The 17598-nt window shown below is 69.4% G+C and carries 16 protein-coding genes; all 16 read left to right on the top strand.

The window, feature by feature from the left end; translation table 11 throughout:
* The first annotated feature begins 96 nt into the window (after positions 1 to 96).
* Positions 97 to 1080: a FecCD family ABC transporter permease gene (locus tag WFH44_RS12830; RefSeq protein WP_336714270.1), complete on the top strand. Its 984-nt coding sequence runs from the start codon at positions 97 to 99 to the stop codon at positions 1078 to 1080.
* A gap of 59 nt (positions 1081 to 1139) precedes the next feature.
* A complete protein-coding gene (locus WFH44_RS12835; protein WP_336714553.1) occupies positions 1140 to 2177 on the top strand; it encodes a FecCD family ABC transporter permease in 1038 nt (345 codons plus the stop codon).
* Positions 2178 to 2987, top strand: a complete 810-nt coding sequence (locus tag WFH44_RS12840) for an ABC transporter ATP-binding protein (protein ID WP_336714271.1) — start codon at positions 2178 to 2180, stop codon at positions 2985 to 2987.
* On the top strand, positions 2984 to 3976 hold the full coding sequence (locus tag WFH44_RS12845; RefSeq protein ID WP_336714272.1) for a siderophore-interacting protein: 993 nt from the start codon (positions 2984 to 2986) through the stop codon (positions 3974 to 3976). Before WFH44_RS12840 ends, WFH44_RS12845 begins: the two co-directional genes overlap by 4 nt.
* Before the next feature lie 55 nt (positions 3977 to 4031).
* Positions 4032 to 4370 (top strand): YnfA family protein, encoded by a 339-nt coding sequence (locus tag WFH44_RS12850; RefSeq protein ID WP_336714273.1) that lies wholly within the window; start codon positions 4032 to 4034, stop codon positions 4368 to 4370.
* 42 nt (positions 4371 to 4412) lie between these two features.
* On the top strand, positions 4413 to 5186 hold the full coding sequence (locus tag WFH44_RS12855) for an SGNH/GDSL hydrolase family protein (RefSeq protein ID WP_336714554.1): 774 nt from the start codon (positions 4413 to 4415) through the stop codon (positions 5184 to 5186).
* Positions 5187 to 5268: 82 nt separating this feature from the next.
* Entirely contained in the window at positions 5269 to 6012 is a 744-nt protein-coding gene (locus WFH44_RS12860; protein ID WP_336714274.1) for a VIT1/CCC1 transporter family protein, read from the top strand.
* 398 nt (positions 6013 to 6410) lie between these two features.
* Positions 6411 to 8060 (top strand): MFS transporter, encoded by a 1650-nt coding sequence (locus WFH44_RS12865; protein ID WP_336714275.1) that lies wholly within the window; start codon positions 6411 to 6413, stop codon positions 8058 to 8060.
* 345 nt (positions 8061 to 8405) lie between these two features.
* Positions 8406 to 8897, top strand: a complete 492-nt coding sequence (locus tag WFH44_RS12870) for a MarR family winged helix-turn-helix transcriptional regulator (RefSeq protein WP_336714276.1) — start codon at positions 8406 to 8408, stop codon at positions 8895 to 8897.
* Positions 8898 to 9360: 463 nt separating this feature from the next.
* Positions 9361 to 9597 (top strand): 50S ribosomal protein L28, encoded by a 237-nt coding sequence (rpmB, locus tag WFH44_RS12875; protein WP_262108008.1) that lies wholly within the window; start codon positions 9361 to 9363, stop codon positions 9595 to 9597.
* The gene (gene rpmG / locus WFH44_RS12880) at positions 9597 to 9764 is read left to right on the top strand and encodes a 50S ribosomal protein L33 (protein ID WP_005266311.1); all 168 of its coding nucleotides are present in this window, start codon (positions 9597 to 9599) and stop codon (positions 9762 to 9764) included. The genes rpmB and rpmG overlap by 1 nt, the downstream gene beginning before the upstream one ends.
* Before the next feature lie 3 nt (positions 9765 to 9767).
* Positions 9768 to 10073 carry a 30S ribosomal protein S14 gene (rpsN, locus tag WFH44_RS12885; RefSeq protein ID WP_264797322.1) on the top strand — a complete coding sequence of 102 codons (306 nt, stop codon included), beginning with the start codon at positions 9768 to 9770 and terminating at the stop codon, positions 10071 to 10073.
* A gap of 249 nt (positions 10074 to 10322) precedes the next feature.
* Positions 10323 to 10607 (top strand): HU family DNA-binding protein, encoded by a 285-nt coding sequence (locus tag WFH44_RS12890; RefSeq protein ID WP_264797324.1) that lies wholly within the window; start codon positions 10323 to 10325, stop codon positions 10605 to 10607.
* 119 nt (positions 10608 to 10726) lie between these two features.
* Complete coding sequence (locus tag WFH44_RS12895; protein ID WP_442892906.1) at positions 10727 to 12895, top strand: cytochrome c oxidase assembly protein; 2169 nt, start codon at positions 10727 to 10729, stop codon at positions 12893 to 12895.
* Positions 12896 to 12898: 3 nt separating this feature from the next.
* On the top strand, positions 12899 to 14929 hold the full coding sequence (locus WFH44_RS12900) for an NHL domain-containing thioredoxin family protein (RefSeq protein ID WP_336714278.1): 2031 nt from the start codon (positions 12899 to 12901) through the stop codon (positions 14927 to 14929).
* Between the two features lie 876 nt (positions 14930 to 15805).
* Complete coding sequence (locus WFH44_RS12905) at positions 15806 to 17479, top strand: HNH endonuclease signature motif containing protein (RefSeq protein WP_336714279.1); 1674 nt, start codon at positions 15806 to 15808, stop codon at positions 17477 to 17479.
* Positions 17480 to 17598 lie beyond the last annotated feature (119 nt).

Here is a 17598-nt window from a genome sequence, read left to right on the forward strand (position 1 = left end):
GACGCTGATTACCCGGTTGCGGCACGCGGCGACGAGTCAGGGCTGTTGCCGTCTTCCAGTCCCCCGGCGTCCCGGGAAAAGGCCGGGACCGGGCGCATGGTTTCCGGGTTGGTGCTGGCCCTCGGGATGCTGGCGCTGGTGTGCCTGGCGTCGCTGGCGTTCGGGGCGCGGCAGATTCCTTTTGAGACCCTGGTCCAGGCGCTGACGAACTTCGATCCGGCCAACGGCGACCATGCCGTGGTGCATTCCCGCATCCCGCGGACGGTCACCGGGCTGCTCGTCGGTGCCGCGCTGGGAGTGGCGGGTACGGCGATGCAGGGGGTGGCGCGCAATCCGCTGGCGGACCCGGGCATCCTGGGCGTCAATGCCGGCGCCGCGCTGGCCGTGGTCACCGGAATCTACCTCTTCGGTGTGGCGGAGCTGACCGGGTACATCTGGTTCGCGTTTGCGGGGGCGGCGCTCGCCGCAGCCGTCGTCTACGGTGTCGCCAGCATCGGCAGGGAAGGCGCGACGCCGATCAAGCTGGCGCTGGCCGGGGCGGCGCTGACCGCCGGGCTGAGTTCGCTGATGAACGGCGTGCTGGTCAGCAGCCAGGACACGCTGGACGCCTTCCGGTTCTGGCAGATCGGCAGCGTGGGCGGCCGCGGCTGGGACGCGATCGGGGCCGTGCTGCCCTTCATCGGCGCCGGATTGCTGCTGACCTTGTTCACCGGCCGGCTCCTCAATAACTTCGCGCTCGGCGACGACGTGGCCCGCGGGCTGGGCCAGCGGGTCGGGCTCAGCCGGGCCTTCACCGCGCTCGGCGTCGTGGTGCTCTGCGGCGCGGCCACCGCGCTGGCCGGCCCCATCGCCTTCGTCGGGCTGGTCATCCCGCACCTGGTGCGCTCGTTCACGGGCCCCGACTACCGGTGGATCCTGCCGTACGCGCTGCTGCTCGCGCCGGTGCTGCTGCTCGGCGCGGACATCGTCGGCCGCCTCGTCGCGCTGCCCGGCGAGATCCAGGCCGGGATCATGACCGCGGTCATCGGCGCGCCGGTGTTCATCTGGATTGTCCGGCGGCGGAAGACGGCCGGGCTGTGAGCGCCCCCGCGGGCGCCCTGCCCGGCCGGACCGTGCCCTCGACGCCCGCCGTCGCCAGCATGCCCCGCCACCGGGCCCGGCACCGCCGGCGCCTCGTGTGCGCCGCCCTCGCGGGCGCCGTCGTCGTCCTCTTCCTGGTCAACGTCCTCCTGGGCACCTACACGGTGACGATTCCGGACTTCGTCAGGCTGCTGGCGGGGGAGCGGATTCCCGGCGCGAGCTTCATCGTGATGGAGAGCAAGCTGCCGCGGGCGGTGATCGGCACGCTGATCGGGATCGCGTTCGGCATCGCCGGCTCGATCTTCCAGACGATGCTGCGCAACCCGCTGGCCAGCCCGGACATCATCGGCATCAGCTACGGGGCGAGCGCGTCCGCCGTCGCGGCGATCGTGGTCTTCGGGGCCACCGGCCTGGCCGTGTCCGCGTCGGCGATGCTCGGGGCCCTGGGAATCGCGCTGCTGATCTACCTGCTGTCCTACCGGCGCTCCGGGCGCTCCGGGCACTCCGCGGCCGGGGCGCGGCTGGTGCTGGTGGGCATCGGCTTCGCCGCGATGATGCAGGCGCTGGTCAGCTACCTGATGACCCGCACCGACATCCGCACGGCCCAGGACGCGCTGGTCTGGCTGAACGGCTCGCTCAACTCCAGCAACTGGGACCGCGTGCTCATCCTCGCGGCGAGCCTGGCGCTGCTGCTGCCCGCCACGGCGCTGCTGGCCCGCAGCCTGCGCGGACTGGAAATGGGCGACGACGCCGCGGCCGGGCTGGGCGTGCGCGTGGCCCCCTCACGGCTGGGCCTGGTGGTGACCGCGGTGCTGCTGGCCGCCGTCGCAACCGCCGCCGCGGGCCCGGTGGCGTTCGTGGCGTTCCTGTCCGGACCGATCGCGCGCCGGTTGCTGCGCGGGGCCGGCTCGCTGGCGGTCTCCGCGCTGGTCGGCGCGGTCATCGTGCTCGCAGCGGACTTCACCGGCGCCAACCTGTTCCCCCTGTACCTGACCGACGGCACGTCGCTGCCGGTCGGAGTGGTGACCGGTGCGCTGGGAGCGCCGTTCCTGCTCTGGCTGCTGGTCACCACCAACCGCGTCGGCCGAGGAGGCTAAATGCGTACCCTGCAAGCCCGCGACCTCACCCTCGCCTACGACCGGCGCACCGTGGTGCGGGACCTGAGCGTGGCGCTGCCGGCCGGGAAGGTCACGATCATCGTCGGCGCCAACGCCTGCGGCAAGTCGACGCTGCTGCGCGGGCTGGCCCGGCTGCTCAAGCCCGCCGGCGGGTCCGTGCTCCTGGACGGGAAGGACATCCACGCCCAGTCCACCCGCGACGTGGCCAAGGTGCTCGGGCTGCTGCCGCAGACCCCGGTCGCGCCGGACGGCCTGACCGTGGCGGAGCTGGTGGGCCGCGGCCGCTACCCGCACCAGGGCTGGTTCCGCCAGTGGAACGCCCGCGACGAGGACGCCGTCAACACCGCGATGGCGGCCACCGACACCCTTGAGCTCGCCGGCCGGGACGTCGACGAGCTTTCCGGCGGACAGCGGCAGCGCGCGTGGATCGCCATGGCGCTCGCGCAGGAGACGGACATCCTGCTGCTCGATGAGCCGACCACCTTCCTCGACGTGACCCACCAGATCGAGGTGCTGGACCTGGTCACCGACCTCAACCGGCGGCGCGGGACCACGGTCGCGATCGTGCTGCACGACCTGAACCTGGCCGCCCGCTACGCCGACCACCTGATCGCCATGAAGGCCGGAGCCGTCGTCGCCCAGGGCGCGCCCGCCGACGTCGTGACCGGGCCCCTGGTCGCCGAGGTCTTCGGCCTCGAATCGCACGTCATGCCGGACCCCGTGTCCGGCACGCCGATGGTCATCCCCGTCGGCCGCCACCACAGCCAAATCGAACGGAGCACATCATGACCGCTGTTGCCACCGAAACCGCCGCCGTTACCCCGGTGCTGGCCTTCGACGTCGAGGTCGCCGCGGTGCGCGCGCTTTCGCCGAGTTTCCGCCGCGTGACGTTCGCGGGGGAGGGGCTGCGCCAGTTCGGCGTGGGCGGTCCCACCCTCGACCTGCGGATCAAGGTGGTCATCCCGGCCACGGACGACGGCGGCGCAACGGTTCCGCTGCCTGAGTTCGGGGTGCCCGGGGGCGTCAGCGGGGCGCGGGAACTCACGGGCGGGTGGTACCAGCACTGGCTCTCGCTGGACGAAAGCGTCCGAGGCTCCATGCGCACCTACACGGTCCGCGAGCTGCGCGGCGGCGACCGGCCCGAGCTGGACGTGGATTTCGTGATGCACTTCGACGCGGACGGCAACGGCGGGCCGGCGTCCGTCTGGGCCAGCGCCGCGGTTCCGGGGGACCGGGTCACGATCATCGGCCCGAACCTCGAGGCCGCAACCTGCCCCACCGCCAAGGCCTACGGCGGGATCGAGTGGCGGCCCGGCCTGGCCTCGCACGTATTGCTGGCCGGGGACGAAACGGCGGCGCCGGCCATCGCGGCCATCCTGGAGGCGATGCCGGCGGACATGAGCGGCCATGCCATCCTTGAGGTCCCGGCCGCCACCGATTTCCAGCCCCTGGTCCACCCGGCGGGCGTGCAGGTCAGCTGGCTGGCCCGGGGCACCCGGCCGCACGGCGAGCTGCTGGATGCCGCGGTCCGCACCGCCGTCGCCGTTCCCGCCGCAGGCCTGACCCCCGAACGCGGGACGGAGCCGGAGGACGTCGACATCGACCAGGTCATCCTGTGGGAAACCACCACCGGCTCCACCCGCCCGTTCTACGCCTGGATCGCCGGCGAGGCGGCCGTGATCCGCGAACTGCGCCGCTACCTGGTCCGCGACGTCGGAATCGACCGCAAGCAGGTGGCCTTCATGGGCTACTGGCGCCGGGGCAAGGCCGAGCTCTGAGCCGCCGGGCCGCCGCCGGGCCCGCACTTCGCGTGCCGCGGACGAGAATGGAGCCATGACCCTGGCCAAATCCGCCCTCCTGTTTGCCCTTGCCGCGCTGGCCGAGATCGGCGGGGCCTGGCTGATCTGGCAGACGGTGCGGGAAGACCGCGGCTGGTGGTTCGCCGGCCTCGGCGTCATGGCGCTGGGAGCGTACGGCTTCATCGCCGCGCTGCAGCCGGATGCCAACTTCGGCCGCGTGCTGGCCGGCTACGGCGGGGTCTTCATCGCCGGCTCGCTGGCCTGGGGCATGGTCGTGGACGGCTTCCGGCCGGACCGCTGGGACTACCTCGGCGCCGGCATCGCGCTCGTCGGCGTGGCCGTGCTGATGTACGCCCCGCGCAACGCCAGCTGACCGGCGGAGGCGGGGACCGCCGTCGTCCATTAGCCTGTGATGGTGACTTTTACGCACCGTTATGTTGCCCTGGGGGATTCCTTCACCGAAGGCGTCGGCGACCGGGATCCGAAGCTGCCCAACGGCGTCCGCGGCTGGGCGGACCGCGTGGCCGAGCAGCTGATGCTCGCCGACGCCGACTGGGGCTACGCCAACCTGGCGATCCGCGGCCGGAAGCTGCGCCAGGTCATCGAGGAGCAGCTCGAGCCCGCGCTGGCGCTGCGGCCGACCCTCGTGACGCTCTACGCCGGCGGCAACGACATCCTGAGGCCCAGCGTGGACATTGACGCGCTGATGGGAATGTACGACGACGGCGTGGCCCGGCTGGTGGAATCCGGCGCGGACGTGGTGCTCTTCACCGGCTTCGATTCCGCCGGATCGGCCGTTTTCGGGAAGACCCGCGGCCGCACGGCGATTTACAACGAGTGGGTCCGCGAGATCGCCGACCGGCGCGGCGCGAAGATCGTGGACTACTGGCGGCTGCGCGAATTCCAGGACTGGCGGTACTGGGACGAGGACCGGCTGCATATGTCCGCGGCGGGCCACACGCTGATGGCCAAGCGCGTGCTCGAGGTGCTGCAGCATGACGACCTGATCGAGCTGCCGGAACTGCCGGCGCTGGCCACGCTGTCCCGGCGGGAATCGCTGGCCGCCAACGCGCGCTGGGCCCGCGAGCACCTCGGCCCCTGGCTGGGCCGCCGGCTGCGCGGGGTTTCCTCCGGCGACAGCCTCCGGCCGAAGTACCCCGAGCTGACCTCGCTCACGCCGCGCAGCTGAGGCCCCGGCCCGGGGCCAGGCCGCGCTGAGGCTTGGCTTTCCTCGCTGGAAGCGGCCCCGGAATGGTGGTTCGCTAGGAACCATGGGCAGCCAACCTGATTCCTCCGCGACGGCCAGTGGCCAGCACGACGACGAGCCGCACGGCGGCGGCATCGCGACCAGGCTCAACTGGCTCCGGGCCGGCGTGCTGGGTGCCAATGACGGCATTGTGTCCGTGGCCGCCATCGTGGTGGGCGTGGCCGGTGCGACCACCGACATCGGCACCCTGCTCACGGCCACGCTGGCCGCGGTCATCGGCGGCGCCATTTCCATGGCCCTGGGCGAATATGTCTCGGTTTCCAGCTCCAGCGACAGCCAGAAGGCGCTGATCGCCAAGGAGACGTGGGAACTGGAGACCATGCCCGAGGAGGAACTCGCCGAACTGGCCGCGATCTACGAGGCCAAGGGCGTCAGCTCCGCCACCGCGCAGCAGGTCGCCAAGGAACTGACCGAACATGACGCGCTCGGGGCGCACCTGGAGGCGGAGCTGGGCATCGACCGGCACGAGGTGGTCAGCCCCTGGCACGCCGCTTTCGCCTCTTTCGTGGCGTTCATCGCCGGTGCGGCGCTGCCGGCCCTGGCCATCCTCCTGCCGCCTGAGGGGCTGCGTGTTCCGATCGCCTTCGTGGCGACGCTGCTGGCACTGGCCGGCACGGGCGGACTGGGCGCCTACCTCGGCGGGGCGCGCATCATGCCGGCGGTGGTCCGGGTGGTGCTCGGCGGCCTGCTGGCGCTGGTGGCCACCTACCTGATCGGCACTTGGCTGGGGGCCGCGGGAGTGGTCTGATCCCCGCTCCCCGGCGCAGCTCAAATGCCCGGGGCGGGGTCGCCCGAGGGCGTTCCCGCGGTCCGGTTTCGGCCCTGAATCTGCCCCTCGCCGGCCTGGTGTGACGCATACAACAAAACTTATTCCGGACCGCGGTTCGATCCGGGACTTTTTCATGCGTCCGCAACTTGTGGATCCGCCGCGGAATGTCAGGGGTAAACGGACCCTCGCCGGGCCGTCGCAGCCGCGGGTCCGGAGGCATCCGGAGACAGGACTTTAGGCCCTATTCAGGCCGCCGATTCCGGCTCCCGAACTGTGACGGACACGTCAATATCGGTAAAGTACTGGGCTTGTCCGGAGCCGTCAGCGGTCCTGGACAGGGAAAGTCCCGTGCAAATGACCTCTGAGAGAAGGCCCAAATGCCGAAAGACGTCCACCACGATTCTGCCGCCGCGCAGCCGGATTCGTCGTCCGGCGCGCACGGCACCGGACGTGCCGCGCGGCCCGTCGGCAAGTCCGCCCTGCGCTTCCGGAAACGGCGCCTGCGCGTTGACGACGTCAACGTTGTCGAGAAGCCGATGCTGCGCAAGGCCGTCGGCGGCACCGTCGTCGGAAACGGCATGGAATGGTTCGACTTCGGCATCTACGGCTACCTCGCGGTCACGATGGGCCAGCTCTTCTTCGCCGGCGGCGCGGAGGGCGAAGGCCTGATCGGCAGCCTCGCGGTCTTCGCGGTCAGCTTCCTGGCCCGCCCCATTGGCGGACTGCTGTTCGGCCGCCTCGGCGACCGCGTCGGCCGCCAGCGCACCCTGGCCCTCACCATGATCATGATGGCCGCCTCCACCTTCGCCATAGGCCTGCTCCCGACCTACGCGGCCATCGGCGGCTGGGCCACCGTGCTGCTGGTCCTCTGCCGCCTGGTCCAGGGCTTCTCCACCGGCGGTGAATACGCCGGGGCCACCACCTTTGTCAGCGAATACGCGCCGGACAAGCGCCGCGGCTTCCTGGCCAGCATCCTGGATACCGGCAGCTATCTCGGCTTTGCCCTCGGCGCCGCCGTGGTGTCCGTGCTGCAGGTAACCCTGGGTGACGAAACCATGCTCGAGTGGGGCTGGCGCCTGCCGTTCCTGCTCGCCGGCCCGCTGGGCCTGGTCGGCCTGTACTTCCGGATGCGGATCGAAGAGTCGCCGGCCTTCCAGGCGGCCCAGGACGCCCAGGAGGATAAGGCCAAGGCGGCAGCCGTCGAGGGGCCGATGACCTACCGCCAGATCATCGCGCGATTCTGGCGCACCATCGTGATGGCGATGCTGCTCGTCGCCGCGGCCAACACGGTCGGCTATGCGCTGACTTCCTACATGCCCACGTATCTCCAGGAAACCATGGGCTACGACGCCTTCCAGGGCACGCTGCTCACCATCCCCGTGCTGATCCTGCTGGCGGCAGCGATCCCGATGACCGGCCGGCTGTCGGACCGGATCGGGCGCCGGCCCGTACTCATGGTCGGCTCGCTGATCACCATCGTGCTGGGTATTCCCGCGTTCCTCCTGATCGGCATGGGCAACATCATCGCGACCTTCGTCGGCCTCGCCATCCTGGGCGCCGCCACCTCCTTCTACGTCGGCAACCTGGCCTCGGCACTCCCGGCCCTGTTCCCGACGGCCGGACGCTACGGGTCCATGGGTATCGCATACAACTTCGCCGTGGCGATCTTCGGCGGCACGACGCCGCTGATCACCCAGGCGCTGATCGAGGCCACCGGCGATGACCTGATGCCGGCCTACTACCTGACGCTGATGTCCGTGCTGGGCCTGCTCGCCATCTGGCGCATGCCGGAGAGCGCCAAGCGCCCGCTGCCCGGAGCCTTGCCATCGGTCGATACCCAGGCAGAGGCCCGCGAGCTGGTCGCGGGGCAGGACGGCAACCCGCTCCTGAATATCGGCGACATGCCGCTGGACCTCGTGCCCGCCGGTCATTCCACCGCATCGCCGTCCGCCGACCCGGTGACGCTGCCCGCCGGCGTCGAAATACCGGAGGTCCGCGAGCCGGAGACAGCCGGAGCCCGCAGTTAGCTTTCGGATGCGGCGTACGACGGCGGCCGGTCACCTGCTCCAGAGCCGGAGACAGCCGGAGCACGCAGTTAGCTTTCGGATGCGGCGTACGACGGCGGCCCGGGCCCCGCGCCCCAACCCGGGGCCGGCCCGGGCGGCGCGGGGGCGCGAGGGGCGGGGGGCCCCCCCGCCCCACCCGGGCGCGCCCGGGCCGCTGCCGATCTATCGAGCTAGGGCCGGGCGCCCACCGCTCCCATCGAGGGCACTTTCCCAACTTGGTCTTCTGCCCGCACCGTGGTGAGTGCGACACCAAATACTTGCGGCGTTTGAAAGTTGAAGGCTCAAGTTCTATGGCAAAATGGATGCATGACTTCCGCACGTTGGCTCGATCCCGAAGAACGCCAGGCCTGGCTCGCACTGCTCGCCGTAACCACCCTCCTGCCGGGGAACCTTGATGGTGTCCTGCAGCAGGAAGCCAAGGTCACACTCTTTGACTACACCGTCCTGGCCATGCTGTCCGAAGCCGAGGACCGGACGCTGCCAATGAGCGAACTGGCGTCCCGGACATACTCGTCCCTGTCCCGGCTGTCCCACGTGGTCAAGAAGCTGGAGCAGCGCGACTGGGTCACCCGCAGCCAGTGCAAGCAGGATGCCCGCGTGACCATGGCAACCCTGACCGAGCAGGGTTTCAAGACCATCGAGGAGGCGGCGCCCGCGCACGTGGAGTCCGTGCGGAAGGTGGTCTTCAACGGGTTGGACCGCCGCGACGTGGCCGATCTGGAGCGGATCGGAAAGAAGATCGTGCACTTGCTGGAGCCCGCCAGCTGGGTGCTGCGCGAGCCACGGCTGAACAGCTGAGCGGCCGTCCCGGCCGACCCGATCCGCGGGCCCCGGCCGACCTGCTGCGCGAGCCTTGGCCGACCTGCTGCGCAACCTTCCCGGCCCGAAACCGCCCCTGGCACGGTTTGGCGGCACCGCCGTCGGACCCTAAACTGGGAAGGCGTTGAGTCACGCAACCGCAGCCGTCCCGCCGATCTTCGACTGGAGCGGACCAAGTTGCGTGAATTGCCGCGTTTACCTAGAATTTAAGGCTGTTGCTGGGTCGGTTCCTTCGGGAATCAGCATCAAGCAGCGCCTGGACTTCACCGTCTTCCCCGCGGCGAGGAACTTCGGCTGGATCTCACCCCGCCTGGTCAACCTCCGGAAAGTCGCAGTAATAACGGTGTCAAAACTGGTGACGGGCGCTCTTACACGCAGATTAGGCAATACAGCTGCATCTGTGCAGGTCCGTCAATATTTACTAAAACTGGAGGAGAGATCAATGGCAGCACACTGCCAGGTGACCGGAGCCAAGCCCGGCTTTGGCCACAGCATTTCGCACTCGCACCGCCGCAACAAGCGCCGGTTCGATCCGAACATTCAGAAGAAGCGCTACTGGGTTCCGTCCCTGCGCCGCAACGTCACGCTGCAGGTTTCCGCGCGTGGCATCAAGACCATTGACGTCCGCGGCATCGACGCTGTCGTCACCGAGCTCCTTGCGAAGGGTGTGAAGCTCTAGTGGCAAAGGACAAGGACGTACGTCCGATCATTAAGCTCAAGTCCACTGCTGGCACCGGCTTCACTTACGTGACCCGTAAGAACCGTCGTAACGACCCGGACCGCCTGGTCCTGAAGAAGTACGACCCGAAGATCCGCAAGCACGTCGAATTCCGAGAGGAGCGCTAAGACATGGCTAAGAAGTCAAAGATTGCTCGCAACGAGCAGCGCAAGGTCATTGTCGAGCGCTACGCTGAAAAGCGCCTCGAACTGAAGAAGATCCTGGTTGACGAGAACGCGTCGGACGAGGCCCGCGAGGCCGCCCGCGTGGGCCTGCAGAAGCTGCCCCGCAACGCTTCTCCGGTCCGCCTCCGCAACCGCGACCAGATCGACGGCCGCCCCCGCGGTACGTTCCAGAAGTTCGGCATCTCCCGCGTTCGCTTCCGCAACATGGCGCACGCCGGCGAACTGCCCGGCATCAAGAAGTCCAGCTGGTAAGAGCCTTTCGCGCTCTGCCGGCCTGACAGCTGACTCAAAGGCGGCAGCCCCTCGGGGCTGCCGCCTTTTGCGTGTCCGGGGAGTGGCCCGTCCTGCCAAACCGGCAAAATCGCCCGAAATACCGGAAAAATCGCCCAGATCACGCGGAATTTGCCGGTTTCGCGCGGGCAAGCTGGTAAGTTTTCGCGAAGAAGCTTTGCACGCCCGTGTGAAGCTCGGACAAACCGACGAAGTCCAGGAGGACATAAATTGGCTATCAACCGAAGTGAACTGGTCGCAGCTGTCGCCGAAAAGGCCGGCACGAGCCAGACTGCTGTCAACGGCGTCCTGGATGCCGTTTTCGACATCTTCGCGACTTCCGTTGCCAAGGGCGAAAAGATCACCATCCCGGGCTGGCTCGCAGTCGAGCGCACCGACCGTGCTGCCCGTACCGGCCGCAACCCGCAGACCGGTGAGACCATCCAGATCGCTGCCGGCCACAGCGTCAAGCTGACCGCCGGTTCGAAGCTGAAGGCCGCCGTCTCCAAGAAGTAACCACCGCTGACTTCTGCAAAGCCGCCGCCGGATGACCGGCGGCGGCTTTGCAGCTTAACCCAAGCCTTGCCGCCTAGCGTGGTGCTTCGGATTCGCCGAATTTCTACTGGGGGTAGAGAATGGATAGCGTGCCAGCACCATCAGTACAGCAGTCTTCACCGCGGCCCACCCCGGGACCGGGGGCCGCTATCTCTGCCGAAGGAATAGGCAAGGCGTGGCTCCTGGCTGGCGCCGCCGCCGTCGTACTCGGATTGGTGGGCGCGCTGATCTTCTCCGGTGCCGCCGCCACCCGCCAGCTCTCCGATCCGGGCGCGCTGACGCGCTGGGGGCTGCCGGTCGCGAAGGCCGTCCACAATCTTTCCATTGCCGCCGTGATCGGCGCGCTGGTGTTCGCCGTCGGGATCCTGCCCAAACGGCTGCGGCCCTCGCGCAAGGCTGATAGCGAGGACGACGGCCCGGAACATCCGGCGTTCGCGCGGACCATGGCGCTGGCCTCCGTCGCCGCGATCGTCTGGACGCTGTCCGCGGTGGCGGTGCTGGTCCTGACCTTCTCCGACGTCGCCGGCATGCCCCTGAACGGCAGCCAGGCCTTCACATCGGCACTGGTCGGTTTCATGACGGGCATCGGGACCGGACAGGCCTGGCTGTCGATCACGATCGTCGCCGCCATCACCGCCACCCTGACCTTCGGGGTCCGTTCGCTCAGCGCCCTGGGCTTCACGCTGGCCCTGGCCACCGTGGGCGGGCTGCTGCCGATGGCCCTCATCGGCCACTCCGCCGGGGGCGATGACCACTACGGGGCGGTGAACTCCATCGGCCTGCACCTGCTCGGCGTCTGCCTCTGGGTGGGTGGACTCATCGCGCTCGGTTTCGTCTCCCGGACCCTCGGCACCAAGGAGACCGTCGCCAAGGTGCTGCAGCGCTATTCCGCGCTGGCCCTGGTGAGCTTCGGCCTGGTGTTCTTCTCCGGCCTGATCAATGCCGGCATCCGGATCACCTCGCTGGACCAGGTCGCCTCCGACTACGGCGCGCTGGTGGTGGTCAAGGCGCTGGCCACGCTGCTGCTCGGCGCCATCGGCTTCATGCACCGCCAGTGGGTCATCCCGCAGCTGTCCTCCAAGTCCGCCGCCCGCGTGCTGTGGCAGCTGGTGGCCGTCGAGCTGCTGATCATGGGCGCGGTCTCCGGCGTCGCCGTCGCGCTGGCACGCACGGCACCGCCGACCCCGGAGGAGCTGCCCACCGACGCCTCTCCGGCCCGCATCCTCACCGGCTACCAGCTCCCGCCGGAACTGGCCGGCTCCGCATGGGTCACGCAGTGGCGCTGGGACTGGTTGTGGGTCGCTTTCGCGCTGATCGCCGGCATCGCCTACCTGGTCGGCATGGTGCGGGTGCGCCGCCGCGGCGACAAGTGGCCGCTGGCCCGCGGCGCCTGCTGGATTGTGGGGCTGCTCGCCCTGACCTACGTGACGTCCGGTGCTCCGGCCGTCTACGGCATGGTGCTCTTCAGCGCCCACATGCTCGACCACATGGCCCTCACCATGGTGGTGCCGTTGTTCCTGGTGCTCGGTTCCCCGGTCACCCTGGCCCTGAAGGCACTGACGCCGCGCGGGGACGGCAGCCGCGGCCTGCGCGAGTGGATCCTCTGGGCGGTGCACTCGAAGTATTCGGCGGTGATCACGAACCCGCTGTTCGCCGCGGCCAACTTCGCCGGATCGATCATCATCTTCTACTACACGCCGCTGTTCGGCTTCGCGCTGCACGAGCACGTGGGCCACGAGCTGATGAACTTGCACTTCCTGCTCACCGGCTACCTGTTCATCCTCACCATGATCGGCGAGGATCCGCTGCCGCGACGGGCGCCGTATCCGATGCGGCTGGTGCTGCTGTTCGCCACCATGGCCTTCCACGCGTTCTTCGGCGTGGCCCTGACCAGTTCCACGTCGCTGATCCAGGCCTCCTGGTTTGGCAGCATGGGCCGCGACTGGGGCGCCTCCGCGATGGAAGACCAGCAGCTGGGCGGTGCCATCATGTGGGGGATCGGCGAAATACCCACCCTTGCGGTCGCCGTCGGCGTTGCCCTGATGTGGTCCCGCTCCGACGCCCGGGAAACAAAGCGTAAAGATCGGGCGGCCGACAGGAATAACGATGCGGACCTCGCGGCTTATAACGATATGTTTGCCAGATTGGCGGAACGGGACGCGCGCCTTGAGCGGTCCATGCGCCAACAGGCTACAGCCCGGTCCGAGGACCAGGCGCCAGCAGATTCCAGCCGGAACCAAGGAGATTGACCCATGACCGAGGCAGCCGAGGCCGCCATCCGCAGCAACTACCGGGTGCGGGCTTCCGAACTGATCGGCCGCAACTGGCTTAACACCGGAGGCAAGCAGCTCGGCCTCGAGGACCTGCGCGGCAAGATCGTGCTGCTCGACTTCTGGACCTTCTGCTGCATCAACTGCCTCCACGTGCTGGACGAGCTGCGTCCGCTGGAGGAGAAGTACAAGGACGTCCTGGTCACCGTCGGCGTCCACTCGCCGAAGTTCGAGCACGAGGCGGATCCGGTGGCGCTGGCCGCCGCCGTGGAGCGCTACGAGATCCACCACCCCGTGCTGGACGATCCGGAGCTGGACACCTGGCAGGCCTACACCGCGCGGGCCTGGCCGACGCTGGTGGTCATCGATCCCGAGGGCTACATCGTGGCGCACCTGTCCGGCGAGGGCCATGCCGGCGGCATCGGATCCCTGGTCGAGGAGCTGATCGCTGAGCACGAAGCCAAGGGCACGCTGCACCGCGGCGACGGCCCCTACGTGCCGGCCGAGTCCACGGCGGGGGACCTGCGCTTCCCGGGCAAGGTCATCACCCTGCCCGACGGCGTGGGCAGCGCCGGGGAAACCTTCCTCGTCGCCGACACCGGCCATCACCGCATCGTGGAGCTGGCACCGGACCTGGCCACCGTCCTCAACACCTTCGGCTCCGGCCGGAAGGGCTGGCAGGACGGCGCGGCGGACGAGTCCGGCTTCAACGAGCCCCAGGGACTGGCCCTGCTGCCGGAAGACGTCCGCGCCAAGGCGGGGTACGACGTCGTTATCGCCGACTCCGTGAACCACCGGTTGCGGGGACTCACCCTGGCGACCGGCGCCGTGGTGACGGTGGCCGGCAACGGCGTGCAGCGGCTGCTCGACGCGGAAAACCAGCGTGCAGCGGCGGCTCTGGCGGAAGCCGGTCCGGGCTCCGTGGCGGATGAAGCCGGTGCGGGCGAAGACCTGGGCGAGGAGCTGGCCGAAGCGCTGGCGACGGCATCCCACCTGGGCAACGAGCCGCTGAAGGTCTCGCTCAGCTCGCCCTGGGACGTGCTGTGGTCCTCGGCGCTGGGCAAGGTCGTAGTGGCGATGGCCGGCGTGCACCAGATCTTCTCCTTCGACCCCGTCAGCGGCGAACTGGCCGTGCTGGCCGGAACCGGCCTCGAAGGACTGCAGGACGGCGAGGCCAACGCCTCCTGGTTTGCGCAGTCGTCCGGCCTGGCCGAGGACGCGAACGGCAGCATCTGGATCGCGGATTCGGAAACGTCGGCGCTGCGCGTGCTGTCCTTCCCCGAGGCGGGGCACGTCCAGGTGACGACGGCGATCGGCGCCGGACTGTTCGACTTCGGCTTCCGCGACGGAGACGCCGCGCAGGCACGCCTCCAGCACCCGCTCGGCGTGACCGTACTGCCCGACGGCTCGGTGGCCGTGGCCGACACCTACAACGGAGCCGTCCGCCGCTACGACCCGGCCACCCGCACCGTCTCCACCCTGACCCGCGGCCTGTCCGAACCCTCCGACGTCCTGGTCGACGCCTCCGGCGTGGCCGGCGGCGGCGAACCGCTGTTGATCGTGGTCGAGGCGAACAAGCATCAGCTCGTCCGCATTCCGATCCCCAAGGACGCCCTGACAGTCGACGAAGGCGCCTCCCAGACGCAGCGGCCCAAAACCGAGGTCTCAGCGGGCCCGCTGGCCCTCACCGTCCGGTTCGCGGCGCCCAAGGGACAGAAGCTCGATGACCGGTGGGGCGATCCCACCCAGCTGAAAATCTCCGCCTCGCCGGAGAACCTGCTGGTCTCAGGCGGCGGCACCTCCGTTGGTTTGGTGCGCGAACTGGTGCTCTCGCCCGACGTCCCCGAAGGCGTCCTGCACATCACCGCCCGCGCCGCCGCCTGCGACGGCGAGCCCGGCGGCGAGATCCCGGACCACGCCGCCTGCCACCTGTACCAGCAGGACTGGGGCATCCCCGTCGTCCTCGGCAGCGGCTCCGGCGAGCTGACCCTGGACCTCCGCGGCCTCGACTAGACCCAACGTAAAAACTGCACAGGGCGGCCCGCCGAACTGCTTGCATACATAAAACTGCTCCCCAGTAGTCGGAACTGAATTGTTCAGTCCAACTTCTGGGGAGCAGTTCAACTCCGGACGGGCCGCCCGTCGTTGGGCCGCAGCCATTCCGTTGGTCGCTGTCTCCGCATCCCTTTGCTTCGTCCTCCTCGCTGTCACGCGGCTGTGGAGGGGCGGTTTTGTGCGCGTTGGCGGGGTTGCCCACATCCCGAATGGGCTTCGGATAATGGTGCTTCGAATAGTGTCAGTGGCGGCTTGTAGCGTGGGGTCATGGAGTTCAAGGAGGAAGGCGCTGCGGCGTGGCAGGACGTTTCGTTCCTGCCCGGCGGTGGACTAACCCTGCTTGAGTATCGGCTCTATCGGGTGCTTGTTGAGGAGTGCGGCCGGCTGATGCGGGAGTGCGCGCAGCCCGGTCCGGCTGCGGGTCTTCGCGGTCCGCGTGCGCGCAGGGGACTGGGCGTCATGCACTTCTCCGCGCCTCCCGCGGACCCTGTTGTCGTGGCTCCCGAGCTCCTGTATTCCGGACCGGCCGCTGCCGAGGAGGCCGCCTCTGCCTCCACCCCCACTCCGACTCCCGCGGATCCGGAGATGGCTGTTGTTCCAGCGCCGGAGGATGCGCCGGCTGGGCCCGCTGCTGCCGATGCACAGGATGGTGCGGCGGCGGATTCCGCCGCGGCCTGTGATGTCCGGCCTGCCGAGTCAGGTGAAGCCGGGGTCGTAGCAGGGCCAGCTCCTGCGCCGGGCGGTTCCTGTCCGGTGGAGCCGGTTTCCGCTGATCCCGAGACTGTCTTCGGGCCGCCGGCGGATGGGGGCGGGGATGGGGTACCGGATTGGGCGTTGTCTCCGGCGCAGCGGTTGAAGCGGGAGCAGGCGAGGGAAGCGGCGAAGCCGAAGCCGCCGGCGCTGGTGGAGCACGGGCCGGTGGAGTGGTTCCAGGCCTGGCGGGACACCGCGCCGGCGGACCTGGCCGTGGTGCTGGCCCGGCAGGACCCGGCGGGGCTGGCGGACGGGGTGCTGCTGGAGTACCTGGCCGCGGTGGAGAAGGTGACAGCGTCCTGGCAGGGGCTGCGCATCAGGGGGCTGGGTGAGTTCGCTTCCCGCCGCACCGAACCCGGGTCCCCGCTGATGGGGCCGGAGGGCCATGACCGGGGCACGGTGCGGGAACTGGCCGCGCACCTGCACCAATCCCAGAAAACCCTCCACACGGAACTGGCCGACGCGGTCCAGCTCTGCGCGCACTTCCCGGGTACGGTGGCGGCGTTGGGTGAGGGGCGGGTGGATCTGGGCCGGGCGACCGTGATCGTGCGCGGCTCCCGCGACCTGCCCGCCGCGGTATTGGGCGCCTACGAAGCGCAGGTGCTGCCCGGAGCGGAGAACGTCGTCCGCGAGACCGTGCAGGACCGGGCCCGGGCGGCCCGGCACCGGCTGCACCCGCAGACCCTTCAGGAGCGGCATGCCCGGGCGATGGAGCACCGCGGTCTGTGGTTCCGGCCGCAGGAGGACGGGATGGCCGAACTGAGCGTGCAGACCGGCGCGGATACCGCGATGAGTGTCTATAGCCTGGTGCAGGAGCACGCGAAACACCTCAAAACCCTCGACGGCGAAACCCGCACCCTGGCCCAGCTGCGCGCCGACGTCTTCACCGACCTCTGCCTCCAACCCCCGGCCACCGCCGCAACCGCGCGTACCGGTGACAGCAGCCACGGTGAAGGCAGCCCCGGAGCCCCTGCTGAAGCTGCTGCCCAAGCCGCCGGTACGGCTTTCGGGCCGGCGGCCGGCTCTGCCGTCAATGGCGGGAGCCAGGCTTTCGGGCCGGCGTCGGCCGGTGCTGCCGCGGCCGGGCAGGGCGGGCTCTACGGTCCGGCGGCCGCCGGGACCGGGTCCGCCACCAGCGGTACCGCCGGCACGGCCGACGGGGCCGCCGCAGCGGCGGTGGAACGCAGTGTCGGTGAGATGTGGGGTGGCGGGAACGTGAAGGCGTTCGTGGCGGTGACGATTCCGCTGGCCACCGCGGCCGGCGGGGACGAGGCGGGCGAGCTGGCCGGGTACGGGCCGATCCCGCCCGGCATGGCCCGCCGGCTGGCCGGCCTGGCGAAATCCTGGCTGCCCGTCATCACCGACGAACACGACCAGGCGGTCATCGTGGCCCGCGAAATGCGCCACCCGCCCGAATGGCTCAAACGCGAAGTCCGGCTACGCGATGAAACCTGCCGCGGGCTCGGCTGCCGCACGCACTGGAAGCACTGCGAACTCGACCACACCCAGGCGTGGGAACACGGCGGCAAAACCGAGCTCGATAACCTCGTCCTGCGCTGCAAACCCGACCACCTGGCCAAACACAACGACGGCTGGCACACCACCCAACAGCCCCACGGCATCATCCGCCACCAAACCAGAACCGGGCAAACCTACACCAGCTACCACGACGGCTCCTGGATCAGCCACGGCATCACACCACCCCCGCCCCCGCCACCAGACCCCTTCAACGACACCACACCACCACCCTTCTAAGCGCGCGGGAGGTGTGTGACGGCGTCAAGGACTTGGAGGGTTCCCGAGCCGCAGCTGAGCCCGGCCTGAGGCACCGCCGTTGAACTTCTCAGTGCCGGTCCCCACACAGGTGAGGTCCC

The organism is Arthrobacter sp. USHLN218 (genome assembly GCF_037144715.1).
In the GTDB taxonomy this organism is placed as follows: Bacteria; Actinomycetota; Actinomycetes; order Actinomycetales; family Micrococcaceae; genus Crystallibacter.